Source organism: Pseudomonas folii (assembly GCF_014357575.1).
GTDB classification, from domain to species: Bacteria; Pseudomonadota; Gammaproteobacteria; order Pseudomonadales; family Pseudomonadaceae; genus Aquipseudomonas; species Aquipseudomonas folii.
The window spans coordinates 1-25,052 of the sequence record NZ_JACONW010000088.1; the positions used below are offsets into that span (position 1 = coordinate 1).

Below are 25,052 nucleotides of genomic sequence, written 5' to 3' on the forward strand. Positions count from 1 at the left end.
TCAACGCAGGACTTTAAATCACAACGCCAATCGCAAATGCCCCCCAGCCTGTTTATGCCGCGCTTGAACGCGATGCTGCAGACCCAGGTAAAAATGCTCCAGTCCCTCCTGCAAACGCTCCTGAAGAATCTCGTCCAGGTCGCCGCCTTGCTCGTTTTCGGCGTAGCTGATCTGGCTGTCGATGGCGAAAATCCCGTGCAGGACTTCCTGGCATTTGAGCGCCGATAACACCGGCTTCAGCGCGTAATCCACAGCCAGCATATGCGCGATGCTGCCACCGGTTGCCAGTGGTAAAACTACCTTGCCGTGCAAAGAGCGCTCAGGCAGCAGGTCCAGCAGGGTTTTCAGCGCTCCGGAAAACGACGCTTTATAAACCGGCGTACCAATCAACAAACCGTCTGCCTGCTTGACGGCTTCGATGAAGGCCAGCACTTGCGGGCTGTCGAAGTGGGCGAAGATTAGATCTTCAGCGTTGAAATCGCGGATACGCAGGGTCGTCACATCAACGCCCTTGGCGCGTAGCCAGCGACCGGCGTGTTCCAGGACTACGCCTGAACGGGATTTGAGAGCAGGACTGCCCGACAGTGAAACTACCAACATGCTGAATTCCTTTTAAAAGCGTAAGCAATTCAAAGCAGCATGCATGCCAGTACGAATTAATCATTCAACTCGTTGAAATTAAACATAAATATATGAACGCCCACGCTCCTGTCGACAGGCCGAAATGCTCAATGTCACACCCAAGTGTTGATCCACTGTTGCTGCATCAACACTTGCAGGCAAATCGCAGGCAAAAAAATCCCCGCGATCAACCGATGCGGGGACGTTTGGTGTGGGTATCAGTTTCTGAAAGCGGCGCCTGTTTGAATGACGTTGGCCGAGCCGAGTAACTGGCTGACGAAACGGCTCCAGCGAGTGATGTCCGCGGGGCCTACGAATATGACGTCCTGGGCCTGAAGTTCAAACTCCTTGGCCAGCAGGTAAGCCGTCGGTTTTTTCGCCAGCAGGTGATAAACCGTAGAACGCGCATTGGCCTGATTTTCGGCCCCACGGATCACGTAGACGGCGTCACCGTCGGCGCTTTCCGGATTCAGTCCGCCGGAATTTCCCAGGGCTTCGAGCAATGTGACGCTGGTGGTGCCAAAGGAAATGACCTGCGGGCGCTGGACTTCGCCCAGCACGTAGATCTTGTTCTTGGAGTTGCTGTTCAAGTGCAGATAGTCGCCATCTTTAAGGAAGATCTTGCTCAATTGCGAGTCTTTGCGGTTCAGTGCATCGACGTCGATCACGTAATCCTTGCCGTCGCGGCGCAAGGTCAGACCCGCAAGGTTGGCGTCGGCCAGATCAAGGCCAGCGGTGCTGATGGCCTGTACCAGACTCAACGGGATGTTGGTGATGGGCTGCGGGCCGGGGCTTTTGAATGAACCCGAGAGCAGGATGCGCTGGCTGTTGTAACGCAACACTTTGACGTCAACCTTGACCTCGGTGTACTGGGGCGACAACCCCATGCGCAGTTGTTCGCGGATCTGCCCGACGGTTTTGCCACCCGCCTGGATTCTGCCCACGTAAGGGAAATAGAGCGTGCCATCGCTCAATACTTCCCGGCTGTTGGCGTCGAGTTGGTCCTGTGAGCCAGGCGCGGTCAACTCAGGGTGTTCAAACACAATGACCAGCAACGTGTCGCCGGGGCCGACGATGTATTCAGGCGTTTTGTAATTGAGCAGTTCGACCGGCAACGGCCTGGAGCTGGCGGCGGCTTGTTGTTTTTGCTGCTTGAGGGTTTGCGGGGTGATCTGTACCAACTGAACATCCGGACCGTCCGGATCTTTTGCTTCAACATCTCCTGGGGTCATGTGCTGCCCGGGTGCAAAAGCACAGCCTTGCAAAATCAGACTGGAGAGCAGCACAACAGCTAGGGTTAGCTTCATATATTGTTCCTTCCTAAAGGTGCGTTGGCACCACAGTGATTTCATTGCTTCCCTTACCAACACCGAGTGTTACGGGTCTTTTTTGATGGATGCACGCACCTCCTCCAGCGCCTCTCGGGCCGGGTTTTCATGTATTGAGAAAGGTTTTTCGAAGGGTGAACTAGAAGGCGTTCTTGTGCAGAAAGCCTTTGAACAGGGTCAGCAGAATGATTTTCAGGTCCAGCCACAGCGACCAGCGTTCGATATATTCCAGGTCGTATTCGACGCGCTTCTGCATCTTGTCCAGAGTGTCGGTTTCGCCACGCCAGCCGTTGATCTGCGCCCAGCCGGTAATGCCCGGTTTAACTTTGTGCCGCAACATGTAGCCGCTGACCTGTTTGCGGTATTGCTCGTTATGCGCGACAGCGTGAGGACGCGGGCCGACGATGGACATGTCGCCACGTAATACATTGAAGAACTGCGGCAGTTCGTCCAGCGAGGTACGCCGCAGGAACGCGCCCAACGGCGTGACGCGTGCATCGTTGCGGGTCGCCTGGTTCACCACCTCGCCGTTTTCCTGAACGCTCATGCTGCGGAATTTCCAGACCATGATCGGTCGGCCATCCAGCCCGTAACGGCGTTGGCGAAACAGCACCGGCCCGGGCGAGGTCAGCTTGATCGCGACGGCAATCAGCAGCAGGGGCAGGGCGATCATGCTCAGGATCACGCAGGACAACACAATGTCCTCGACACGTTTCACCAGGCTCCAGGCACCGTCCATGGGGGAGTCGAAAATGCTGATACTCGCCAGACCGTTGATGCTTTCGCTACGGGCATGCAGCAGCTCGAACATGAACACGTCCGGAATCAGGTACACCGAAGCCGTGGTGTCGCTGAGCCCTTTGACCAGCTCCTGAACATGGGGCTGGGCGGTGAGTGCCAGGGTGATGTAAACCTTGTCGATCCGGCCTTCGCGAGCGTCGTCGATCAACTGCTCCAGATCACCCAGTATTCTGATGTCGGTTGCGATGTCGGGACCGGTTTCGAGCCCTTTATTCGAGGGTTTCGGCAGGTCATAAAAGCCCAGCACACGCAGGCCCATCCAGGGCGCGCTGGAGATCGACTTGGCAAGCCGTACGCCAATCTGCCCGGTCCCGACAATTGCCACTCGCCGGGTATTGAACCCGCGTCGCCGCAAGCCGTGCAGTACGCTGCGAATCAGCAGGCGATAGCCGCAGAGCACCGCCAGCACTGAAGCGAACCAGGCCATCTGGGCGTTATCCGGCATGTCGGCATGGTTGAGCAGCAAGTAGTCCATGGACAACAAAACCACAAAGGTCAGCGCCCAGTAATTGAACACTTTGATCAGCTCACGCAGGATTCGCTCGCCACGCCACGAGCCGTACATCTGGTGATATTCACTGAGCCAGTGGAAGACCAGCACTGCCAGCAGGATCTGAATCCAGGCCTCGGCGCTTGATGCACCTGGACTCAGCTGGCTCTGCCAGTAGCCGCCCAACACGATGACCGTCAGATCGAGCAGGCGGTGGGCAACCGATAACAAGGATTGATGCGCGTGAAGAATGCCGGGAACGGGATTACGCATGGCAGTGCTCGCTCAGACGGATTTGATCGGAATGACCCGGGCGGTCTGTTCGTTGCTGACCAGAATCGGGGACGCCTGAAGCGTTCTGTGCCGGGCGGGCTGACGTGCCAGGCGTGTTGCTGCGAGGCGGCTTTCGACAAAGCTCTTCATTTCATCTTCGAAGCGTTGCGCGCCAAACCGCTCGGCGTTGGCGCGGCAGGCCTGGGCACTGATACGGGGTTGCGCTGCTTCGAATTCGCCGACCGCGGCCACGAGTGACGACACTGTCTGTTGGTCGTAGAACACGCCGGTCGGTTGCGGATGGTCCAGGCCGCAGACGGTCTCCAGGACGCCGCCTTTGCCAAAGGCAATCACCGGCGTACCGCAGGCCTGTGCTTCGACCGGGCTGATGCCAAAATCTTCTTCGGCGGCGAAAACAAAGGCTTTGGCATTGCGCATGTGTTCCAGCAACACCGCGAACGGCTGAAAACCCAACAGCGTGACGTTGGGCGCATGAATCAGCTTTGCCTTGGCCATTTCCGGGCCGTCACCGATCACGATCAGACGTTTGTCCGGCATCGCCGCAAACGCTTCGATAATCATCGGCATGCGTTTGTAAGGCACCATGCGCGAGGCGGTGAAGTAGTAATCCTGTTTGCTGTCTTGCGGGGTGAAGTTCACGGTATCCACTGGCGGGTAAATGACCGTGGATTCCCGGCGGTAGGCTTTTGAAATGCGCCCGCCGATGAAGTGCGAGTTGGCCACGAAGTCGTCGACGCCGGAGGAGGTGCGCTGATCCCACATGCGGATGTAATGCAGGATCATTCGCGCCACTTTGCTCTTGAAACCGCTGCTCATGCCCGACTCCAGCAAGTACTGGTGTTGCAGGTCCCAGGCGTAGCGGATCGGCGAGTGCACGTAGCTGACATGCAATTGATCCGGGCCGCTGAGCACACCTTTGGCCACGGCGTGGCTGCTGCTGATAATCAGGTCGTAACCCGAGAGGTCCAGTTGCTCAATGGCCAGCGGCATCAGCGGCAGGTAACGCTGGTAGTGTGTTCTGGCCTTTGGCAAACGCTGGATAAAGGTGGTCTTGGCTACTTTGCCTTGCAAGTGGGCGCGGTCCTGATCGCTGAGAAAGTCGATTACTGAAAACAGATCGGCCTGGGGCCAGATATTGATCAGTGATGCCAATACGCGTTCGGCACCGGCATACGTCACCAGCCAGTCGTGGACTATTGCGATTCTCATTGAGGTTCCCTTCTGTATGCACAGGCTCTACATCAGGCGCGGGCGGGCTGCGTCTTGGCGTGGCGGTTGTTGAGGCGTTTGCCCCACTGGATAAATGGCGTTTCGATGCAGCGGAAGGACAAATGGGCGATGCCCAGGGTGAGTACGGTTGCCAGCACGGCGTCGTATAGCGGTGGTAATTGCAGGCCGCGCAGCAGGTACTCGGCCAGCATCAGCATCGACGGATGCAGCAGGTACAGCGAGTAACTGACGCTGCCGAGCCAGACCAGCAGCGGGTGATCAAAGCGGGCACGACTGGTCAGCAACAGAAAACTGATGATCGCCAGAGCGTAGGTGAACAGGTAGCGTCCTCCCGCTTCTCCTTCAATCACGTTTTCGCCGTAGGCCAACAGCAACGTGGGCGGTAATAACAGCAGGTAAGCACTCAGCATCACCACCAGACATCGAGTCAGTTGGCGGCTGTGTTCAGCGAGCAGCCATTGACGCCAGATCGAGCCAAAGAACATCAATGACAGCGCCAGCGGCAGAGCCACGGGGACTTTGCGCTCGGTGAGTTCGCGGGCCACGGCCAGTAGCAGACCCAGCACGAGCATGCCCAGCGCACAGCGGGTCCGCACGCCGACGTCATAGAGCTTGCCACTGAGAAACAGCGCCAGACACAGGCCGTAGAACACCAGTTCGATGAACAGCGTCCAGTACAGGCCGATCACGTCATCGAAACCCATCAGCGCCTGGACCATGCTTATGTTGGCGACGACTTGCGGCCAGGGCGGAAACAGTCCGCCGGACAGTTGCAGCAGGGCCAGATACACCAGCAATGACAGCCAGTAAGCCGGATACAAGCGCATGAACCGCGAAATCACAAAACGCCGGGCACCCTCGGGACCGGGACGCAGGCTGAACGGGATGACCACGCCGCTGATCATGAAGAACCACAGCACGCCGAGTTTGCCGACATCCAGCAGTTCGCGAAGCAGCCAGACGTCGCCCAGCAGCGGGGCATAGAGGTGAGTGAACACCACCAGCAATGCCGCGATGCCGCGCAGGGCATCAAGATAAGCCAGGCGTTTCATGTCAAGACTTGCCCGAAGTGGATTCAACGGCTTGCGGCAGCGGGTCGGACAGCGAATTGATTTGCGTCAATGCGTCGATGCGCCGGGAAACGTGGCGAGCCGACTCCTCCCAGGAAAAGCGTTCGACATTGCGCAGCCCGCGACGGCGTAACGCCTGGCGCAACGGTTCGTCCGTGAGAATGCGCTCCATGGCTGAGGCTATGTGTGACACGTCCAGCGGGTCGAAATACAGCGCGCTGGCCTGCAACACTTCCGGAATGGACGCCGCATTGGCGGCCAGCACCGGGCAGCCGCAAGCCTGGGCCTCCAGTGGCGGAATCCCGAAGCCTTCATACAGCGATGGAAAGACAAATGCCGTTGCGCCCTGATATTGCTCGATCAGTTCGGCATCGCTGAGACGCCCGAGAAAGCGGATGCGCGGGTCACGGCAGGCCAGACGTTGCAGTTCCGGCGCGGCGAAGATTTCGCTGGCAGCACCGACGATGTGTAATTGCAGGTTGTCATGGCCGCGCAAGGTCAGGAATGCCTGAATCATCCGGTTGAAGTTCTTGTGCGCACTCGGTGAGGACACGGCCAGCAAATAGCGAGAGTTATCAGTGGGTGCGACGCCGGGGCGAAAGGCATCGCTGGTTGCATTGGGCACGACGAAAATACGCTGTTCCGGGTAGCCGTAGAATCGGGCTATTTCGCCTCGTGAAAAGTTGCTGACAGTGAGCAGCGACTTGAGTCGCCATAAAAGAATCGGCGTCACGGTGCGGTAAACCGCGCGGAACATTAGCGAGTAGCTTTGTGGGTGGCGCACGTAATTGATGTCGTGGTGCGTAGCGATCTGATTGGCGTAAAACATGGGCGCCGTACTGGACAGCGAAACCAGCAGCGGCCGCCCGTGGCGCGTCAGGTACAGCGGCAAATCCACCTGCTCCCAGAGGTGACCGCTGTTGCGGCCGATGCACTGCACGTCCAGTGCCCTGGCGCTTTCGCTCATTTTTATGCCATGGGGAGCGACGAAAACCAGATCGTTGCGCAACTGCTTGAGCGCCAGGCATATCTGCTCGGCAAAACGCTGAACCCCACGCATTTCCTGGGTAAGAAAACGGGCATTGATCACAATCATGGGCGAAGGTCTCTGCGCAGAATGGGGGAGGAGTGTCAGGTTTGCTCTACATGCCGGCCCCGTCGGACCGGCTTTAGCCGGGAGGGCGTCAGGCCGAGGCGGTGTGTCAGGATGAACGCTTCGCAGCCTTCGGCAGCTCCTGCAGGAAACATGTATTGACGGGAGCGGTGTATCACTGAGCAAACAGCGGCGGCTTGCTGCCCAGCCGGATGATTTTCGGGAACTCGTTGAGGGGCACCTGGGCTGAGCAGCGGCTGTCGTTACAGCTCCAGGGGATTGCGGTGTCCTGTTGACCTCGTTCCGGTTGGCCGCTGTCGGTCAGCAATACGTTGCCGGCCTGGACGCTGCTCGCATCAACCGCAATCGAGCGCGGCTGCCCGGTGCTCCAGGCCACCAGAATCTGCTCCGCTCCTTTGGCAAATCGCAGCAGGTAGACGCTATCCTGCTCCCGACTTTTTTCTGCGTCGTAACGGTAGTCGTGCAGAAACGGGCTGATGGCTTTCAGGGTCAGATATGACGGCTTGACCGACAGGTCCTGATTGAGCAACCCGAAATTCTGTTCCGGGTCGCCGGGATCCTGGCCGTCGTCGAGCAAGTCGTACCACCACAGGCCCTTGATGTCCGGCACAGTCTGGGCCAGGAAAAAACTGCGGGCCAGCCAGGCCGCCTGGGTCTGCTCGCTGACGCCGCATTTGCCGGTATTGCTCGGCCAGCCCATTTCGGTCAGGTAAAGCGGAACAGGTCGCGCGACCAGAGCCCTGAGGTCGGCATCGATCCAGCGTAACCAGGCAATCCAGCGTTCCGGGGTTTGCCGCCCCTCCTGACGACAATGCACATAGGGATGCAGTGACAAGCCATCCACATGATCGAGCAATCCGGCCGCCACCAAACGGTCGGCAAACCCCAGGTCCATCCCCTGGCTGGTCACTGCACCGGCCAGAATCTTCAGCGGGTTTTTTTGTTGTCGCAATGTGCTGGCGGTTTTTTCGATCAGGTTGCTGTAGTCCCGGGCGAGATTTTCATCCACCGGGTTCTCTTTGTCCCACTCATTCCATATCTCGTAAAAGTTGACGCTGTCGACCAGTTCGCGGCTGACGAAGTTGACGTAATTGTCGAAGCCTTCCCTGATCGGCGAATGACGCGGTTTGGCGTAGTTGCCGTAGTTCGGGTTGCCATAGCCCAGCACCAGCAGAGGGCTGAGTTTGTGCTCCCTGGCCTTGCTCAGATAAGCCCGCCAAGGAGGGTCGATCTGCAACTGGCCGCGATGGGATTCGGCGATCGACCAGTAGGCATCATCGCGAATCGAGTCGACGCCAGCAGCTTCGAGCAGTTGCAATGCTTTGGCCGAAGGGCCGCTTTTGTTCATCAAATGAGTGGCGACACCAATGATGAAACGTTCGTCTGCTCCGGCAGGGCAGCTCAATAACAGGCCCAGGAGCAACATTTTCAGTGGCTTTCTTGACCGGGTTCGTGACGGCTTGCGCATGTTTTGTCTCAATGAAGAGGCACGGTCCGGAGCGCTGGAGTCCCGGCTCGGGTTAGTCACGGGCCGATGGGTGACACTGCTGGCTGGATCAGACGTTTTGTTTCAGGTCAGGCGTGATACGCAAGGCTTCATATGGCGCGACTCAGTGTCCAGCAAGGTCTGTTCGAGAATGCTTTCGTAACTGTCGAGCATCAATTGCAGGTCTGTCAGCGACCCGACACTGATTCGGGCATGGGCGCTCAATCGGGCCAGCAGGTCAGGTTGCTGATGCAATTTGAGCATCGCCACACCCAGTGAATCCGGATCGTCGGGGCTGCATAACAAACCGTTGAGTTGATCCTGAATGATCTCCGGCAGCCCACCCATGCGACTGGCTATCACGGGCACCGACCAGGAGCAGGCCTCAACGGCGACCATGCCGAAGGGCTCGTTCCAGATCGACGGCACGATGGCCACGTCGATTTGCTTGTAGAAATCTTCGGGAGCCTGATAGCCGACGAAACTAATCCTGGGCGACTGAGCCAGTTCCTTGAAGCGCTCTTCATCGTCAAGCTGGCCACGGCCGGCAATCTGCAACGTTGCGTCGATGGGCAGTTGCTGAAATTGCTCGATCAGCCAGCGCAACCCTTTGGGCTCGGACAATGTGCCCATGTAGCCGAAGCGCAACGGTGCAGGTCCGGCCAATGTTGGTTCTGCGCTTTCATGCTTGATCGGTATCACCGGGCAGGGGCTGGCGTTGTGCACCACGTAGCCACGGGCTCCTTTGAAATAACCCTGGGCTTGCAGTGTGTCGAGCATGAAGCGGCTGACGCCGACGACTGTGTTGACTTGCGCCGAGCGTGCATCGTGGCCCTTGCGAAAGCGTTCGCAGCGACCACATTGGTTCTTGCAGCTTTGACCTTTACTGAACATGGTGCTGCCGGGACACAGCAGGTAGAGATCATGCAGCACCTGAACGATGGGCAATCCCGCAGCGGTGATCGCGTCCCAGGCTGAAACCGACCAGCCGGTGAGGTTGTGGCAAACCACCAGATCCGGTTTTTCCAGGGCAATCACTTGTTTCACGTAATCGCGCATACCCGCGTTGTAGCGGTCGCGCAGGTGCCAGCCCAGCCGCGCCAGTTTACCGGGGCGCTGGGCATTGAAGTGCCAGTAGAAATTACGCAGTCCGGCGCGGTAAACCTTGACCAGATTGACGGTCTCTTCGACCAGCCCTGACTGTGGGCCGGTGGCAAGCACTGCCACCTGATAGCCTCGTTGCTGCAAGCCTTCCACCGTGCGTTGCAGGATGATTTCCGCGCCGCCGCCAATGTCAGGGGCATACAGGCTGCTGATGAACAGGGCCTTCATAGCGGATACGACTTGTGCAGGCCCAACACACCGGACTCGCCATCGGCGATGGCTTGTTCGATCAGGCTCAAGCGCTGTTCGGCACCGCGCCGTTTGGCAATCAGCCGCAACAGACGAAAGAACACCCAGCGATTGAAGCCGTAGAGCCATTCCGACGAGGCCCAGACGTTCTTGTCGAACCAGGCCTGATTACGGGCGCCGTAATACGCCCGAAGATCGGAGCCGCCCAGTAGAAAACTCTCATAGATATTGCTGGTGCGCGCTTTGATGTTCCATGAGTCTTCAAGATCATCCAGCAGCGCATCCGGCACCAGAAAAATGCGTCCGCCCGCGGCGGTAATGCGCCAGGTGTATTCGCTGTCGTCGGCGTACAGCATCAACGCATCCAGGGGCAGGCCGATACGCTGGTACAGGCTGCGATGGGCAAGCAAACCGCCGTAAGTGGCGAAGGGCAGTTGCACCGTTTCGATCTTTTTGTATTTGCCTTGTGGATGGCCCCATGGCAAGCGCCGCCAGATTTTGTAAGGCAGTTGCGCGATGTGAAAGCCGAAGAAGCTTGAGCGCCGCTGGATAGCAAAACGCCGCGGAACACCGGCCGCGATGTCAGCCTGATGAGTAGGGCGAAAGCCCAGCACGGCGGCCTTGTCTTTACCATCGATAGCCTGGCGCTGACCCAGGCTTTGATGCAGGGTCGCGATGGCATTGATCGTCGGTGCGTTGTCGTCATCCATCAGCCAGATGTATTCCGCGCCAGCGTCCAACGCGGCTTGAATGCCCACTGAATAGCCTTTGGCAGAACCGGTATTGCTCTGCAGGTAAATCACTTCCACCTGACCCGGCCAGATTGCGCACAGATTTTCCAGCGGCGCGACCGAGGCATTGCTGACGATGATCACCCGATTGATCAGCGGACTTTCCAACGATCGGCTGACCAGCGTATGCAGATAGTTGTAGCGATCGCCATAGGTCAGCGTCACCAGCGTTGTAAGTTGGGTCATGGTGAGGTTCCGGTAAAAGAGATCAGAGAGCTGGATGGCGCGATCTTGTGGCTGCCGATTAACCTGTGCAGCGATTCACACTGTGGGACCGGCTTTAGCCGGGAAGTGGCCGATACAGTCACAACATTTCTATCGTCGGAAATATCGCCTTCCCGGCTAAAGCCGGTCCCACATCACCTTGCAGGCATGCAAATAATTCCCCGCAGGGGTCTCATTTCAAATCAGGAAACAAGGCGTCAGTTCAAGCATCAGACCCGCGCCTCCATCCGCAGCAAACTGCTGATCGGCAGCACCACTTTCTGTTCGCGCTGCAGCAGGTTGAGCAGGATGACGGCGCGTTCAGTGCCGTCGCAGGCCAGGAATATCGCTTCGATATCGCACAGCTCGCCCGCCTTGATCAGCACGTGTTCACCGCGCTTGAACTCGGCCTTGGGCGGGGGAGTGCTCAGGCGCAGTCGAATCTGGCCGATCAGCTCATCCTGCACCGGAATCGGATGGCCTCCAAACGTCACGATTCTGGCAACGCCCCGCGTGGAGCGGATCGGGTACCAGTTGTCATTGATCTGGTCCATGCGAATGAACAGATAGCCGGGGAATAACTCTTCTTCATTCATCGGTCGGGTGCTGCGCTTGGTCGCGGCGCCCGGCTTGAGCGGGCGGTAGCACTCGAAGTTCTGACGCTGCAAGTGTTCCTCGGCGCGTGCTTCCTGGCGGGGTTTGGTCTGAATCAGATACCAGCGGGCGGGGCTATCGAAAGACATGGCAATCACTCCGCAGCAGCGTGGGAAGGCAGGATGTTCGGCAGCTTCGTGTCGGGATTGCGACCGTCATCGCAGACGCTGTAGCAGGCGAACATTGCCTGGACCTGTTCGACGCAGTTGAACATCAGCACATCGATGATCGACAGGCTCGGCACGAAAGGCTGATTGAATTGCCGATAGACAACCGGGTCCATCTTGAAGAAACGGATCAGCAGGCCCTGACGCGCGAAGTGGTCGCGGTCGTAAAGTTCGGCTCCACCGATGGGGTTGAGAAACGTAGTGGCGGCCAGGGTTCGCGAGATATTGATCACGCGATCCTGCTTGTCGAGGCAGGACACCAGTTTGATCTCCGAGCCGCGCAGAATGGGCGTGACGATATGCAGGTAGGCGCACAGCTCGCGAATCGCGTGCTCGGTGTACAACGCGAGGTTTTGTTGTGGGAAGCGGATCAAGCGCTCCACCAGAGGCATGATCTGATCGAAATACGGAGCCTTGCGATAACTCTGGCTAATCAGATTGACCAGCCGATCGGCTTCCCCGCTGAAGTTGTCGCACAATTGGCGTTTCATGATCGGCAGATCGAAGCTGTCTTTCTTCAACGGGAAGGTAATGAGCTTTGCTTCGCCGTTGTGCAGAATGCGATTGCGATTGACCCACCCGGAGCGAATGTATTGCAGATTGTCGCCGAGGACGAACACGTCCGCCGCTGCAATCAATTGAAAGTAGCCCAGGTAGGGGAATAGATAGGGCTGCATCATTGCAATAGTCCGTGCCATATGTAACTCCTTGAGCGAGCGGGGAAAGAGGAGAGCGACCGAAGCTACTTGCGGACCGGGCTGTAGTTGTAGCCGTAAGCGGCGCAGTCATAGTCAGCGGTGGACGCCTTGCGCAGGACGCCGTTGAAGATTGCGCCTTTGATCAGCACGCCGTTCTGGCCAAGGCGACGTTTGCAGGCTTCGATCTCTTTAACAGTGGTCAGGCCGAAGCGGGTCACCAGCAGGCAAGTGCCCGCCTGACGTCCGACCAGGGTGGCGTCGGTGACGGCCAGGATCGGTGGCGTGTCCACCAGAATCAGGTCATAGAGCGGAGAAAGCTCAGCCAGCATTTTGTTGAAGTTGTCATGCATCAACAGCTCCGAAGGGTTCGGCGCTGCAAAGCCGCAAGCCATCACGTCCAGATTGCGCACTTCGGTGTGGTTGATAGCGTCCGCGCTCTTCACGCGAGCGGCCAGGGTGTCGGACAAACCGTGCTTGGGGTTCAGGCCGAAGATCTTGTGCTGATAGCCTTTGCGCATGTCGGCGTCGATCAACAGCACGCGCCTTCCAGCCTGGGCAATGATCACCGCCAGATTGCTGGAGACGAAAGATTTGCCTGCACCGGGCGACGGGCTGGAAATCATCAGGACGTTGTTACGCGCCTCAAGCATCGCGAAGTGCAGGCTGGTACGCAGGCTGCGCAAGGATTCGATGGCCAGTTCGGTCGGCGCGGAAACACTCAGCAGTTTCGATTCCTTGCTGCGCCCCTGAGTGCTCTTTTCCAGTCGATCCTGCTGGCGCGAGTAGGGTAGCGATGCGTAAACCGGCATGCCGATGTTTTCGATGATCTCCGGGTTTTCCACGCCACGATAAAACGCCTGGCGCACGAACACGGTGCCGACGGCCACCACGACACCCAGCAGGGCGGCGAGCAGCACGATGAGTTTTTTCATCGGTTTGACCGGCTGTTCGACGTTGGCGTCGGCGTTGTCGATGATCCTCACGTTGCCGATGCTGCCCGCACGCAGGATGTCTTGCTCCTGGCTCTTGTTGAGCATCAGCGTGTAGGTCTGGCTGGTGACCTGCATGTCGCGGGTCAGGCGCAACAGTTCCTGCTGGGTTACGGGCAGCGCTTCGATCTTCTTCAGCAAGCCCTGTTTCTGCGCTTCCAGCTGGCCCATCTGGTTCATCAGGCCGCGATAGGTCGGGTGTTCGCGGGTGTACAGCCGCTCGATCTCGACGCGCTTGAGCTTGAGCTCCGAGAGCATCGAGTCCAGCTTGACCACCTGATCCAGAATGCCTTTGGTTTCGATGCTCAGGTCCACGGACTTGGCGCTGGTCTGAAAGTCGTTCAGGGCCATTTCCGACTCTTCCAGTTGCTTGCGCACTGCTGGCAGTTGCGAGCGCAGAAACTCAAGACGTTGTGCGGCCTCAGCCGAGCTGCGCTCAACGTTCTGGCGCACATAGAGGCGGCTGACTTCGTTGAGAATGTGGTTGGCTTTTTCCGGATCGGGGTCCTGGATGGCCAGGTAGATGATCCCGGAGTCCTTGCCCGCTTCGGTGATTTTCAGACGGTCCTGATAAATCAGTGCAGCCGTCAGCGTGCGCAGTTTAGCGACGATGAATTCGGTGCCCGGTCGTGCATTGAGCGTAGCCACCTGTATTTTCGCGCCCTTGCCCTCGACGGTCTGGTTGATGGCGCCGCTCAGGATCAACGTACGATCTTCGTCGTACAGGGAAAAGAAGCCCGGCTTGCCCGCTACCAGAATCAGGCTCTCGCCCAGCAGCCCTTCCGGCACCTCAAGTTGAAACACGTCAATCTTTTCCCCGCCCCAGGCATAGGCTGTCTGGCCGAACAATGGCTCCGCCAGTGCATTGGGTGTCTCCTGCTTGAACGTGCGATTCAAATAAGGGCCAATCACCGGGAAAAGTTTCGGAAGCTGCACGATGTTGAGTTTCAGGTCTTCGACGACTTTGCCCAGAACCGCACGGGATTTGATCAGCTCGATCTCAGTCGTGGCCTGGGACACCGACATGGGTTTGCCGGACACTTCCGGGGTGCCCTCGATGCCGATTTTTTTCGGCTCGATCTGAATCATTGCGTTGGCCTGGTAGATCGGTGTCGAAAGCACCGCATACGCCACGCCCGCCAGACCGAAGAGCCCGACGATCAGAATGATCAGGCGCTTGTGGTCGAATAATGTGCGCAAGATAGTTGCCAGATCGATCCGGGAGTCCTGGTAGTAGTCCAGGGAAGAGCGGTTCATAGCGGTCATTTATCTTGTTTCTCCTGACTGAAGAAAAGGTAGCCAGTCGTCGACGCATCTCGAGAGCTGCTCGTAGGTCTTTTCAAAGGCTAATTGGGGTTGCCGGTAGGGGTCGGCGATTTCCAGCTGGTGCTGCCATTTGCCAATCAGAAACGTTTTGCCACGCACTTCGGGAGCCAGCTTCAACACGCTGTTCAGCTGCGAAGACTCCATCAGCAGAATCAGCTCGGCCCGATGCAACAGGGATCTGTCTATCTGACGGGCTTGATGCCGAGGTGCCGGGACCTGGTGCATTTGCAATACCGCTTGCGCCAGCGGGTCCATTGGCGAGCCGAGTACGGCGTGAGTCCCGGCGGAAGCCACCTGCACGTGTGGCGCAATACGTTGGAGCAACAGCGCCTCGGCCATGGGGCTGCGGCAGATGTTGCCAACGCATATCACCAGCACGTTACTGAACATGGCCTTTGCTGATTGAGGGCAGCAACCGCTTGCCAAGGTTGAAGCTCATGTTGCGCAGTGCCATCAGCAGTGCCTGGAATTTGTGCATGGGGCCGAGTGCCGACAGGGACAGGCAGAAGACCTGCTTCAGAAAATGTTCGTATAACGTCTGATTACCGATGCGCTGGTAGTAGTTGGCCAGGCTGCTGCTGGTTTGCAGGCTCATGTGCAGCTTGCGCTTGTTGCTGCGCATGGAAAAGATTCCGCCCGGATGCACCCGATAGGCCGCCGGTTTGATCTCGGCCATGAACTTGCCTTTACCAAAGGCGCCCAACAGCGACCACCAGCACATGTCATTGAGCGGGGCGACGGGCATTAGGAGTTCGGGTGGCAGGGTGCTCAGCAGATTACGAAAGCACACCGTCAAGGTCGAAATGGGCCTTGCTTTTTGCAGGTCCAGCGCACTGGCATCGCTGCGCAGATTGCCTTTGAGCTGGATGCCTCGCAGGCCATTTTTGTCGAAGGCCATGGCGTCGTGATAGGTCATCACGTAGTCCCGATTGGCCTCGAGGAAATCCACCTGGATCTGCAGTTTGTGTGGGTCAGTCCAATAGTCATCCGCCTCGCAATAGGCAATGTAGTGACCGCGCGCCTTGGCAAACAGGCCGGGCACACACGGTCGGCCATGCTGGAACTGGTTCACCTGCGCATAGAAGGGCCGGATGATGTGCGGGTAACGTTGGGTGTACTCGGCGATGATCCGTGCCGTGCCATCTGTAGAGGCATCGTCATTGATCAGGATTTCGAAATTGAAGGTCGTCTGTTGTGCTAGAAAACTGTCCAGTGTCTGAGCGATAAAGGCTTCCTGGTTGTAGGCCGGGCACACAATGCTCAGTAATGGCGGTGCGCTCGGGTCAGTTTTTGTAATCTCATCCATGGCTCATGTACTCGGTTTGCTGAACAAAACGAAAATTTTGGCTGCCACCGGTTTGTAGCTGGCGGCGACAATTAGCAGGGTGATCAGGCCGCTGACTGCCAGGCCCAGAAACACACTGAGGCGATCATCTCCGGCGATCAGCAGGAACAAGGGTTCGCTGAGTGTCAGACCCACCGCTGTCATGACGCTGATACGTAAAATGTCTCGCAGCCATTGGCCATGGATGCCGGGCGCCAATCGGCGATGAACGATCATCGGCCAGATGGCGAACGACACCGCGCGCAGAAGAAACCAGGAGATAGCAGCGCCATAGGCGCCGTGGTAACGAATGGCGAAGAACATCACCGGGACGGTGACGAGGGCGGAAACCACGCTGTACCAGATATGCAGACTTATCTGCCCATAGGCGTACTGCAGGTAGAACTGGAAGGCGCTGACGGCCATGATCGCGCTGCCCAGGGAGTACCAGCACAGGATCTGATGGCTCCATTGCGCCGCGACCCAGTCGCCGGTCCAGGCAAAGATCAGGTACTTGCCATGCAAGCCGATCAGCGCTGCCAGCGGAAACAGAAACGTGCAGGCAAAGCGGTTTGCGGCCAGTAGCAGGCTGTGCATCTCGCTTTGACGACCCTCGGCTACCATGACCGTCATGCGCGGCAGCAGCGCCTGCACCAGTGGATTGGTAAGCATCATGATGCCGGTGGTGGTCAGGGTCACCAGCGAAAAATAACCGTATTGATCCAGTGGCAGCAGATCGGACAGCAACACCTTGTCCATCTGGGTCAGGACAATCCACAGCACTGACGTCAGGGTCATGCTGGCGGCAAACGGGATAATCGGCTTGACCAGTTGCCAATTGAACCCCGTGAAGAAGTGCGGGGTTGGCATTTGCTGGTAGGCCCGGGCAGCAAACATCAGGGTCTCGATCAGCCCGACCAGGACTTGAAATTTAAAGTAGTCCTCGGGGTCCTGAGAGTAGGTACTGACTAACACCAGTCCACCGAAATAGCGCAGGGTCGCGATGATGATGTTGGCGATATTCAGCCAGGCGTGTTGTTCCAGGCCCTGAATTCCGCTTTTATACAGCGTCGCATACAGACGCAGACCAACCACCAGCCCCATCAGGCTGATGCAGTTAATCAGTGTCTCGGGCCGCAAGTCTTTAGCGTTGAGCCACTGCAAGGCAATCCACGGACTGCTCAGGTAAATACCGATGCAGCACAGCAGCGCCATTGGCAGGAAAATGATTTCGAATGAGCGCAGCAACTGCCCAGAGCTGCGTTCGCGGGCAAGCGTACCCTGCTGGTGAGCGACGGCACGCACCAGGCTGGGTGACAAACCCGCATCGAGCAGCAGCAACCAGGTCTGCATCACGGCGAAGAACCCGATCAAACCATAAGCCTCGGCACCGAGGTGCCCGAGGTAGAACGGCATGATCAGAATTCCCACCAGCAAAACGTAGGCCTGGCCGACATAGTTGAGTGCGGTGTTACGAATGACCGAGCGACTCTGCGCCATGGCGATTAAATTGCCTGAGCGATGAGTGGGCTGCGGTAGTGCACGTTGCTCACGCTGCACTCTTCGATCAGTGTATTGATGACCTTTTCCTGATCGCTTTTCTGCAGGCCGGGATAGATCGGCAGACACAGCACACGCTCGCTCAACGCACGAGATTCGTACTGAGGGATTTGCGGCTGCAGGTACTCAAGGGTGTCCAGCGACGGGTAGAAGTAACGGCGTGGATTGATGTCTCGATGATTGAGTGCAGTGCGTACGCGCAGCAGTTGTTGCTCGTCGCGCAGGGCAATCGGGTAATAGCTGTGGTTTAGCTGGCTGTCCGCCTCGGTTTGCTGCAAGTCCAGGTAGTTCTCCAGCCGGGACGTATAGCGGTAAGCAATTTCAGCCCGCTCCTCGAGAATGTTCTCGATGTCATCCAGGATGCAAAGACCCATGGCTGCTGAAAATTCGTTGAGCTTGGCGTTGATGCCGATGCCGTCGATCTTGTCGACGTCCGAGATACCGAAGTTGCAGAGCAGATAGGCACGTTTGGCGATTTCGTCATCATTGGTGATGATCGCTCCGCCCTCAATGGTGTGGAACAGTTTGGTGGCATGGAAGCTCAAGGTGCTGACGTCGCCCCAGTTGAGCACCGACTGACCCGCATGGCGCACGGCAAAAGCATGCGCACCGTCATAGACCACTTTGAGTTTGTGTTTGAGCGCGATCTGTTGGATGCGTTCGACAGCGCAGGGGTTGCCGAATACATGGGTGCCGACAATGGCCGTTGTGTCGGCCTCGATGCGGCGTTCGATGTGGTCCGGCGAGATGTTCCAGGTGTCGGGGTCAATGTCGGCAAATAACGGCCGTATACCTTCCCACTGCAAAGAGCTGCTGGTGGCGACGAAACTGAACGGTGTAGTGACTGCGCTGCCACTCAGGTTCAGTGCACGATAAGCCACTTGCAATGCCAACGTGCCGTTATTGGTCAGGATGATGTGTTTAACGCCCAGATAGTCTTTGAGGCGAGCTTCCAGTTCACCCAGAAGAGGCCCGTGATTGGTCAGCCAGCCCCGGGCATAAATGCCTTCTACGTAAGTCTTGAACTTGCCGATATCGCCCAGGTAACTCTTGGTTACGTTGATCATCGAAGCCTCCATGTTTGACGTATAACGCAGGTGTCAGAGCGATTTGCCGGGTGTGACTTCCGTAGGTGCAGTGCCCGCTTTGATGCTGGCGCGTCGGGCGCGGCGTTGATTGATGTGCAGGATCAGCCGGGTAGTCAGGCTGCCTGCATGGGGGTCGCCGAAATGAAAGATCGCCGTCGCCCGGGTGATCTCGGGGCCGCAGGGCTTGTTGGCATGCAGGGTTCGGTAGCCCCAGAACACGTAGATATCGCCGGGCTTGAGCGTCAGCGTTTCGGGCTTTAGCCAACCTCGCTGGATGGCCATGACCAGCAACTTGCGGCTGAAGGCGTTCTGCACCAGGGCTTTCTCAACCGCGTTGAACACCGCGTTGTGCCGCACTTTGCGCAGGTTGGGGAACAGCATGAGATCACCGCGCTCGTCCCCTTCGACAGGGATGAACACCGGCACCAGCACCGTGACCAGGCTGGCGTCGAAATGAAAACAGTTGGATTCACGGCGGCCCTGGTTACCCTGAACACAGCGCAGTACCGGAAAAATTTTCGGACTGGCGGGGTCCATGCCAGTGGCCGAGCGATATAGGCTGGCCAGCATTTGCTGGAAGTCCGCAGACTCCCACAGCGATCGCAGCGGACTTTGCGACAGTAACTGCTCACCGTGGTGAGCAAAGTATTCACCCCGATGCAGCTTCGCCTGGGCTTCAGTGTAGGTGCGCACCAGTTGCAGGTCGTTTGCGTCGAGCGCGCCGCTTATCTGGCTGAAGCCCTGAGCATCGATCTGCTCAGCGATTTGCTTTATCTGCGGCTGATCCATGGCAAATGAAGATGGCATCAATTCAATCCCTGATATTGAAGGTGAGTTCGTCCACGCTACCGCCCGAATCCATTGATCCATTACGTGGTAAGCCTGATTGCATTTCCGACTCAACACGTGGCGCAGATGTCCGGGCCACGCTACCGCCATCCCGACTGCTTTCAGCAGCCGGGTTATTTTCTGTTAATCAAAGGACGACCACCGGCGCTAAAGTGCGCCGTGCAGATAACTAACGTGAGGCATTTCAAGAAGTGTGTTGGCTCGATATTTCCTGCGCATTACTCTTTGGTAACGCTGCACTGACCAGGAAATGTCTGACATGCGTATATATCGTTCTCGCCAGGGTTTCTGTCAAATTATTTCGTCAACATTCTGTTAAGTTTTTGATAAGTGGTTTTCAAAATCTCATAACCTGTTGATTTATAAAGAGTCAAAAAAACATCGCGCGCACTGATTCGGTGCGGCGACATTTTTTGGGCACTTTTACAGCCTCTTTAAACTAAGCGAAATAACGGGCGTTATCGCTTTTTTAGCGCCAGAAGTTCGGCGTTTAAAAACTGAGGTATATAAAAGCCTCAAGAGAAATTGTTGTATTATTCAAACGAGTGTAACTATCGGCGCTCAATCCTTTTGAATGTATCTGTAGCAAGATGGAATACCGTAAAGGTTACCGAGCGTAGGAATGGAGGTGCTTCGTCCAGTTGTGATGAGTCCTGCCATTGGGCATGGAACGTGCGTGAAGTATCATGAGCCTGCAGGGACAATGGTCTTTATATTCCTTTTTTGAATATATAAATAATAATTAATAATTTTTTGATCTATGCCGATTCATGCATGATGTCCTACAGGTTCAGTTCGAGCGTCGCAAAAATCGCGACTCGTATTACGCAAACAGTCCGGCGTTCCGGGCTGCGCATTTGAAGGTGGTTTGATGAAAAATCTTGCGCTGTATTTTGACTACGCGGCTACCACTCCCGTTGATGAGCGTGTCATAGAGGTCATGGTGCAATGCCTGGGCAGGTCCGGCACGTTCGGTAACCCGGCGTCCAATTCACATGCTTATGGCCGCGAGGCGCGCTCTGCCGTTGATATCGCGCGGCAGCAGGTTGCTGATCTGGTCGGTGCTCAGGCGGAGCAGATCATCTGGACTTCGGGTGCAACCGAGTCGAACAACCTGGCGCTCAAGGGCGTTGCACAGGGTTATGCCGAGCGCCACGGGCGCACCGCCGGACACATTATTACCAGCCAGATCGAACACAAGGCGATCCTCGATACCGCGCACCAGTTGCAGCTTACGGGTGTGGAGGTGACTTACCTGACGCCTGACGCAAATGGCCTGATCTCTCCCGAGGCCGTGGTCGCTGCTCTGCGTGAAGATACTTTTCTGGTGTCGTTGATGCTGGTCAACAACGAACTGGGCACGCTCAACGATGTTGCGCAAATCGGTCTGCATGTGCGCGAGCATGGGGCACTGTTCCATGTCGACGCTGCTCAAGGGGCTGGCAAGGTCAGGATTGATCTGACCGAGCTGGCGGTTGACCTGATGTCGTTCTCGGCGCACAAGATCTATGGTCCCAAAGGCATTGGTGCGTTGTATGTCGGCCCGCGAGCCGAACAGCGCGTTGAAGCGCAGATTCATGGTGGGGGACACGAAAGTGGCCTGCGCTCAGGCACACTGGCAACCCATCAGATTGCCGGTATGGGCTCGGCCTTTGCGCTGGCGCAGACATTATTTGCCGAAGAGACGGCTCATATTCAGCGCTTGAACGAGCTTTTATGTACACGGCTGGCCGATGTTGCCGGCTTGCGCATCAATGGCGACGTGGTTCAGCGCATTCCTCATACCTTGAGTCTGACGTTCGGCAACCACGATCTGGACATTGCGGTTCTGAGCCACGGTCTGGCGTTCTCTTCAACTTCTGCCTGCAACTCGGCAAAAAACACCCCGTCACATGTCTTGCTGGCGCTGGGTCACGACGCCAGGGCGGCCAGTCAAACCATTCGCCTGAGTCTCGGACGCTTTACTACTGAAGAAGAAATCGAGCGTGCGGCTTCGCTGATCAAGGCTGCGCAAGTACAGCCTGCGTTCTGGGCGGTTGCTCAGTCCTGATTGGTGCTCCATTATCTGCCCGCATGAGATTAATTTATCGGGTCAGCAGGAGAACCAATGAGTACGCAATCGAAACCCAGCGCAGCCGTCGCGCAACGTTTGGCGCAGACACGGGCCTTGATGAGCCGCGAGCGTATCGATGCTTATCTGGTGCCTTCCGCCGACCCGCATCTTTCCGAATACCTGCCAGGTTACTGGCAGGGACGACAGTGGTTGTCGGGTTTTCAGGGTTCAGTCGGAACGCTGATCGTTACTCAGGATTTCGCCGGACTATGGGCGGACAGCCGTTACTGGGAACAGGCCACTAAAGAGTTGGCTGGCAGCGGCATAGAACTGGTCAAGCTTCAGCCTGGACAACAAGGGCCCCTGGAGTGGCTGGCTGATCAGGCCAGGGCCGAGACGGTTGTGGCGGTCGATGGTGCCGTATTGGCGGTTGCATCCTCCCGGACTTTGGCGAGCAAGCTTTACGAGCGCGGCGCAAGGTTGCGTACCGATCTGGATTTGCTGAGTGAGCTGTGGACAGACCGTCCAGCGTTGCCGGTCAGTCCGGTCTATGAGCACTTGCCGCCTCAGGCCTCTGTAAAGCGTGGGGATAAGCTCGCCCGTCTGCGTCAGGTCATTACCGAACGTGGTGCAGATTGGCATTTTATTGCAACGCTTGACGACATTGCCTGGCTGTTCAATCTGCGCGGATCGGATGTTTCCTACAATCCCGTGTTCATCTCCTTCGCTTTGATCGGGCCGAACAGCGTCAGTCTGTTTGTTGACTCGGACAAACTGAGTGCGGGCGTCCGCCTGAGTCTTGAGCAGGACGGCGTCACGCTGCTGGAGTACACGCAGATTGGCGCAGCATTGCGCGAAGTGCCCAAGGATGCCCGCCTGCTTATAGATCCGGCTCGGGTGACCTGCGGACTGCTTGATTATCTGGACGCAGAAGTCACGCTGGTGGAGGGCCTTAACCCGACCACCTTGTTCAAATCCCAAAAAAGTGAAGCCGACACTGCGCATATCCGTCAGGCCATGGAGCAGGACGGCGCAGCGTTGTGCGAATTCTTCTGCTGGCTGGATTCTGCGTTGGGGCACGACGCTGTCAGTGAACTGACGGTCGATGAAAAGCTGGGGCAGGCGCGTCAGCGTCGTCCGGGTTACATCTCGCCCAGTTTTGCGACCATTGCCGGGTTCAATGGCAATGGAGCCATGCCGCACTATCGTGCCACTCCGGAGGAGTTCTCGCAGATCGAGGGGGATGGGCTGCTGCTCATTGACTCCGGTGGTCAATATCTCGGGGGCACGACTGACATCACGCGTATGGTTCCTGTCGGTACGCCAAGCGCCGAGCAGAAGCGTGATTGCACTCGAGTACTCAAAGGACTGATTGCCTTATCCCGTACGCACTTCCCTAAAGGCATCCTGTCGCCGTTGCTGGATGCAATCGCCCGGGCACCCATCTGGTCCGAAGGTGTGAACTACGGTCATGGCACTGGACATGGTGTCGGCTACTTTCTCAACGTCCATGAAGGACCGCAGGTTATTGCCTACCAGGCCCCGGCGACGCCCCAGACGGCCATGTTGCCAGGCATGATCACCTCAATTGAGCCGGGTACTTATCGCCCGGGTCGTTGGGGCGTTCGAATCGAAAATCTGGTGATCAATCGTGAGGCGCAGAGCACTGAGTTCGGCGACTTCCTCAGGTTCGAAACCCTGACCTTGTGTCCGATCGATACTCGATGCCTGGAGATCGGGTTGCTGACGCAGGAGGAGCGGGCATGGCTGAACGACTATCATGCCCAGGTGAATCAACGCTTGAGCCCACTGCTGCAAGGCGCAGCGCTTGAGTGGCTGCGGATGCGTACTGTCGCAGTCTGATCAGTTGAGGTTTATATGGCGGTGAATACAGCCGCCATATTTTCCGTTAGTCAGCGGCTTTTGCAGGCTTCTTGCAGATGATAATCATGCTGCGGCTGGTGTAGCCGGCGGGGTTCAAGCCGAAAGGATAGTCACCAGGGTCTTCCAGGCCGTCGCCTGATTTGGCAATGACTCTGAAGTTTTTCGAAACGCAGGAGTCAGCCGCCACTTCATAGCATTTTTGCCACGAAGACGACAGGCCTGAGCAGTTGATATGAATCCCTCGCTTGGTTTGTTTGACGGGGGCCGAAGTAGCTGCGCAGCCTGTGATTATTAGTGTCGCCAGCGCTATAAAAATGTAATTCATTACCTTCCTTACTCTGGCCTTCGTTGAGCGCCAGTGCCCAGCCTGGATGCGGTTACTCACTCAGATGATTGGCATTCTGCCGCAGCCGGAAACGGCCGCGGCGTTGCCATGCCCTAAACATGGCTTAACATCGCTAAAAACGCCAGTGACATCTCATATTTGAGAAGGGGAGGCTCAGTCGGCAGGGACCAGTTGTGCGGTTTCACGCCGTGCTGTAAGCGTCGCGCCTGCGGAGGCCAGAATAATTGCGCCAATGGCCAGCCATTGAGTGAGGGTCAGGTTCTCGTGAAGAAAAAGCATGCCTGATAACGCTCCGAATGCTGGCTCCAGGCTGGCGAGGGTTCCGAATGTCCGGGTAGGCATTCGGGTCAGCGCGACCATTTCCAGGCTATAGGGGAGGGCGGTGGACAAGATGGCGACGCCGATGGCGGTAGGAATCAGACCAATATCGAAGAGCGCCCAGCCAGCATGCACAGCACCGATCGGCGCAATGAACAGGGCGGCAATGAGTACGCCCAGCGCTGCAGTCTGAATGCCGTTGTCTTCGCCCGCTTTCTGTCCGAACAGGATGTAGCCGGCCCAGCAGACCCCCGCACCCAGCGCATAAGCCACCCCGGTCATATCCAGGCTGGCGCTTTCTGTTCCGGTCGGGATAAGCAGCAATAATCCTGTTACGGCGAGCGCGATCCAGACGAAGTCGAGTGGCCTGCGTGAACCAAACAGAGCAACAGCCAGCGGCCCGGTGAACTCCAGGGCTACGGCAATCCCCAGCGGGACGCTGCGCAATGACATATAGAAGAGGAAGTTCATACCGCCCAGCGCTATGCCGTAGAACAGGACTGTCCGCAATGACTTCGCAGTGAATCTGGCACGCCACGGGCGGAGTACCAGCAGCAAAATAATGCTGGCGAAGATCAGCCTTAAAGAGGTCGTGCCCTGCGCGCCTACTAAAGGAAACAGCGTCTTCGCCATTGAGGCCCCGGTCTGGATGGATGCCATGGCAATAAGCAGTAGTCCGATAGGGAATAGCGTGTGGGAAAGAGGGCGCAGGTTGTTGCTCATCGGGAGGTTGTTCCAGTCAGCGGGCAGTTGGTTCAAAGGCTATATGATGCTTAAGAAGATCGTACTGCGCAATATAATGCACAGGACAAGGTGTTCTTCTTTATATAGGAAGGGCATTTATAGCTTTTTTGGAAAAACTGGAATCTGGGGGTTGACGGCCTCTCAGATCTCTCTATAATTCGCACCTCTTCTGACGCAGACAGAACGAAAAACTCCTTGGTAATCAATGAGTTGGACGATTCGGTTGGCGAAGAAGAGGCTTCGATGAAGTTGATCGAAAGCGGTGAAAAA

Annotated in this window: 21 protein-coding genes; 2 read left to right on the forward strand and 19 right to left on the reverse strand. The window is 57.1% G+C overall.

Annotation, left to right across the window (positions count from 1 at the left end):
• Positions 1 to 18 precede the first annotated feature (18 nt).
• From ssuE to H8S59_RS17535, 17 genes are all read right to left on the reverse strand, one after another.
• Entirely contained in the window at positions 19 to 600 is a 582-nt protein-coding gene (gene ssuE / locus H8S59_RS17455; protein ID WP_187522251.1) for an NADPH-dependent FMN reductase, read from the reverse strand.
• A 239-nt stretch (positions 601 to 839) separates the two neighbouring features.
• Complete coding sequence (locus H8S59_RS17460) at positions 840 to 1,928, reverse strand: polysaccharide biosynthesis/export family protein (protein WP_095099324.1); 1,089 nt, start codon at positions 1,926 to 1,928, stop codon at positions 840 to 842.
• A gap of 160 nt (positions 1,929 to 2,088) precedes the next feature.
• Entirely contained in the window at positions 2,089 to 3,513 is a 1,425-nt protein-coding gene (locus tag H8S59_RS17465; protein ID WP_187522252.1) for an undecaprenyl-phosphate glucose phosphotransferase, read from the reverse strand.
• A gap of 12 nt (positions 3,514 to 3,525) precedes the next feature.
• Positions 3,526 to 4,743: a glycosyltransferase family 4 protein gene (locus tag H8S59_RS17470; protein WP_187522253.1), complete on the reverse strand. Its 1,218-nt coding sequence runs from the start codon at positions 4,741 to 4,743 to the stop codon at positions 3,526 to 3,528.
• A 32-nt stretch (positions 4,744 to 4,775) separates the two neighbouring features.
• Positions 4,776 to 5,816, reverse strand: a complete 1,041-nt coding sequence (locus H8S59_RS17475) for an acyltransferase family protein (protein ID WP_095099318.1) — start codon at positions 5,814 to 5,816, stop codon at positions 4,776 to 4,778.
• Position 5,817: 1 nt separating this feature from the next.
• Entirely contained in the window at positions 5,818 to 6,930 is a 1,113-nt protein-coding gene (locus H8S59_RS17480) for a glycosyltransferase family 4 protein (RefSeq protein ID WP_187522254.1), read from the reverse strand.
• Positions 6,931 to 7,102: 172 nt separating this feature from the next.
• Complete coding sequence (locus tag H8S59_RS17485) at positions 7,103 to 8,374, reverse strand: hypothetical protein (protein WP_246475402.1); 1,272 nt, start codon at positions 8,372 to 8,374, stop codon at positions 7,103 to 7,105.
• A 144-nt stretch (positions 8,375 to 8,518) separates the two neighbouring features.
• Positions 8,519 to 9,766, reverse strand: coding sequence for a glycosyltransferase family 4 protein (locus H8S59_RS17490; RefSeq protein WP_187522256.1), 1,248 nt, complete (start codon positions 9,764 to 9,766; stop codon positions 8,519 to 8,521).
• Positions 9,763 to 10,764: a glycosyltransferase gene (locus H8S59_RS17495; protein ID WP_095099309.1), complete on the reverse strand. Its 1,002-nt coding sequence runs from the start codon at positions 10,762 to 10,764 to the stop codon at positions 9,763 to 9,765. Before H8S59_RS17495 ends, H8S59_RS17490 begins: the two co-directional genes overlap by 4 nt.
• Before the next feature lie 248 nt (positions 10,765 to 11,012).
• Positions 11,013 to 11,525, reverse strand: a complete 513-nt coding sequence (rfaH, locus tag H8S59_RS17500) for a transcription/translation regulatory transformer protein RfaH (protein ID WP_095099306.1) — start codon at positions 11,523 to 11,525, stop codon at positions 11,013 to 11,015.
• 5 nt (positions 11,526 to 11,530) lie between these two features.
• Positions 11,531 to 12,301, reverse strand: a complete 771-nt coding sequence (locus H8S59_RS17505; RefSeq protein WP_095099304.1) for a WbqC family protein — start codon at positions 12,299 to 12,301, stop codon at positions 11,531 to 11,533.
• 44 nt (positions 12,302 to 12,345) lie between these two features.
• Complete coding sequence (locus tag H8S59_RS17510; protein ID WP_095099302.1) at positions 12,346 to 14,556, reverse strand: polysaccharide biosynthesis tyrosine autokinase; 2,211 nt, start codon at positions 14,554 to 14,556, stop codon at positions 12,346 to 12,348.
• The gene (locus H8S59_RS17515; RefSeq protein ID WP_187522257.1) at positions 14,557 to 15,006 is read right to left on the reverse strand and encodes a low molecular weight protein-tyrosine-phosphatase; all 450 of its coding nucleotides are present in this window, start codon (positions 15,004 to 15,006) and stop codon (positions 14,557 to 14,559) included.
• Positions 14,996 to 15,922: a glycosyltransferase family 2 protein gene (locus H8S59_RS17520; RefSeq protein ID WP_187522258.1), complete on the reverse strand. Its 927-nt coding sequence runs from the start codon at positions 15,920 to 15,922 to the stop codon at positions 14,996 to 14,998. The genes H8S59_RS17515 and H8S59_RS17520 overlap by 11 nt, the downstream gene beginning before the upstream one ends.
• 3 nt (positions 15,923 to 15,925) lie before the next feature.
• Positions 15,926 to 17,440, reverse strand: a complete 1,515-nt coding sequence (locus H8S59_RS17525; RefSeq protein ID WP_187522259.1) for a lipopolysaccharide biosynthesis protein — start codon at positions 17,438 to 17,440, stop codon at positions 15,926 to 15,928.
• 5 nt (positions 17,441 to 17,445) lie between these two features.
• Positions 17,446 to 18,567 (reverse strand): DegT/DnrJ/EryC1/StrS family aminotransferase, encoded by a 1,122-nt coding sequence (locus tag H8S59_RS17530; RefSeq protein ID WP_187522260.1) that lies wholly within the window; start codon positions 18,565 to 18,567, stop codon positions 17,446 to 17,448.
• A 33-nt stretch (positions 18,568 to 18,600) separates the two neighbouring features.
• Positions 18,601 to 19,395: a hypothetical protein gene (locus tag H8S59_RS17535; RefSeq protein ID WP_187522261.1), complete on the reverse strand. Its 795-nt coding sequence runs from the start codon at positions 19,393 to 19,395 to the stop codon at positions 18,601 to 18,603.
• A 913-nt stretch (positions 19,396 to 20,308) separates the two neighbouring features.
• Here H8S59_RS17535 and H8S59_RS17540 point away from each other — a divergent pair.
• A complete protein-coding gene (locus H8S59_RS17540; protein ID WP_187522262.1) occupies positions 20,309 to 21,487 on the forward strand; it encodes a cysteine desulfurase family protein in 1,179 nt (392 codons plus the stop codon).
• A 57-nt stretch (positions 21,488 to 21,544) separates the two neighbouring features.
• Entirely contained in the window at positions 21,545 to 23,353 is a 1,809-nt protein-coding gene (locus H8S59_RS17545; protein ID WP_187522263.1) for an aminopeptidase P family protein, read from the forward strand.
• A gap of 46 nt (positions 23,354 to 23,399) precedes the next feature.
• On the opposite strand, the gene H8S59_RS17550 is transcribed toward H8S59_RS17545, so the two are convergent.
• Positions 23,400 to 23,699: a hypothetical protein gene (locus H8S59_RS17550; protein ID WP_187522264.1), complete on the reverse strand. Its 300-nt coding sequence runs from the start codon at positions 23,697 to 23,699 to the stop codon at positions 23,400 to 23,402.
• A gap of 174 nt (positions 23,700 to 23,873) precedes the next feature.
• The gene (rhtA, locus tag H8S59_RS17555) at positions 23,874 to 24,761 is read right to left on the reverse strand and encodes a threonine/homoserine exporter RhtA (protein ID WP_095099281.1); all 888 of its coding nucleotides are present in this window, start codon (positions 24,759 to 24,761) and stop codon (positions 23,874 to 23,876) included.
• Positions 24,762 to 25,052 lie beyond the last annotated feature (291 nt).

Excerpts from the sequence above, each read along its gene's own strand:
- ssuE (WP_187522251.1), bottom strand. The coding sequence starts at position 600 with ATGTTGGTAGTTTCACTGTCGGGCAGTCCTGCTCTCAAATCCCGTTCA.
- H8S59_RS17460 (WP_095099324.1), bottom strand. The coding sequence starts at position 1,928 with ATGAAGCTAACCCTAGCTGTTGTGCTGCTCTCCAGTCTGATTTTGCAA.
- H8S59_RS17465 (WP_187522252.1), bottom strand. The coding sequence starts at position 3,513 with ATGCGTAATCCCGTTCCCGGCATTCTTCACGCGCATCAATCCTTGTTA.
- H8S59_RS17470 (WP_187522253.1), bottom strand. The coding sequence starts at position 4,743 with ATGAGAATCGCAATAGTCCACGACTGGCTGGTGACGTATGCCGGTGCC.
- H8S59_RS17475 (WP_095099318.1), bottom strand. The coding sequence starts at position 5,816 with ATGAAACGCCTGGCTTATCTTGATGCCCTGCGCGGCATCGCGGCATTG.
- H8S59_RS17480 (WP_187522254.1), bottom strand. The coding sequence starts at position 6,930 with ATGATTGTGATCAATGCCCGTTTTCTTACCCAGGAAATGCGTGGGGTT.
- H8S59_RS17485 (WP_246475402.1), bottom strand. The coding sequence starts at position 8,374 with ATGTTGCTCCTGGGCCTGTTATTGAGCTGCCCTGCCGGAGCAGACGAA.
- H8S59_RS17490 (WP_187522256.1), bottom strand. The coding sequence starts at position 9,766 with ATGAAGGCCCTGTTCATCAGCAGCCTGTATGCCCCTGACATTGGCGGC.
- H8S59_RS17495 (WP_095099309.1), bottom strand. The coding sequence starts at position 10,764 with ATGACCCAACTTACAACGCTGGTGACGCTGACCTATGGCGATCGCTAC.
- rfaH (WP_095099306.1), bottom strand. The coding sequence starts at position 11,525 with ATGTCTTTCGATAGCCCCGCCCGCTGGTATCTGATTCAGACCAAACCC.
- H8S59_RS17505 (WP_095099304.1), bottom strand. The coding sequence starts at position 12,301 with ATGGCACGGACTATTGCAATGATGCAGCCCTATCTATTCCCCTACCTG.
- H8S59_RS17510 (WP_095099302.1), bottom strand. The coding sequence starts at position 14,556 with ATGACCGCTATGAACCGCTCTTCCCTGGACTACTACCAGGACTCCCGG.
- H8S59_RS17515 (WP_187522257.1), bottom strand. The coding sequence starts at position 15,006 with ATGTTCAGTAACGTGCTGGTGATATGCGTTGGCAACATCTGCCGCAGC.
- H8S59_RS17520 (WP_187522258.1), bottom strand. The coding sequence starts at position 15,922 with ATGGATGAGATTACAAAAACTGACCCGAGCGCACCGCCATTACTGAGC.
- H8S59_RS17525 (WP_187522259.1), bottom strand. The coding sequence starts at position 17,440 with ATGGCGCAGAGTCGCTCGGTCATTCGTAACACCGCACTCAACTATGTC.
- H8S59_RS17530 (WP_187522260.1), bottom strand. The coding sequence starts at position 18,567 with ATGATCAACGTAACCAAGAGTTACCTGGGCGATATCGGCAAGTTCAAG.
- H8S59_RS17535 (WP_187522261.1), bottom strand. The coding sequence starts at position 19,395 with ATGCCATCTTCATTTGCCATGGATCAGCCGCAGATAAAGCAAATCGCT.
- H8S59_RS17540 (WP_187522262.1), top strand. The coding sequence starts at position 20,309 with ATGAAAAATCTTGCGCTGTATTTTGACTACGCGGCTACCACTCCCGTT.
- H8S59_RS17545 (WP_187522263.1), top strand. The coding sequence starts at position 21,545 with ATGAGTACGCAATCGAAACCCAGCGCAGCCGTCGCGCAACGTTTGGCG.
- H8S59_RS17550 (WP_187522264.1), bottom strand. The coding sequence starts at position 23,699 with ATGAATTACATTTTTATAGCGCTGGCGACACTAATAATCACAGGCTGC.
- rhtA (WP_095099281.1), bottom strand. The coding sequence starts at position 24,761 with ATGAGCAACAACCTGCGCCCTCTTTCCCACACGCTATTCCCTATCGGA.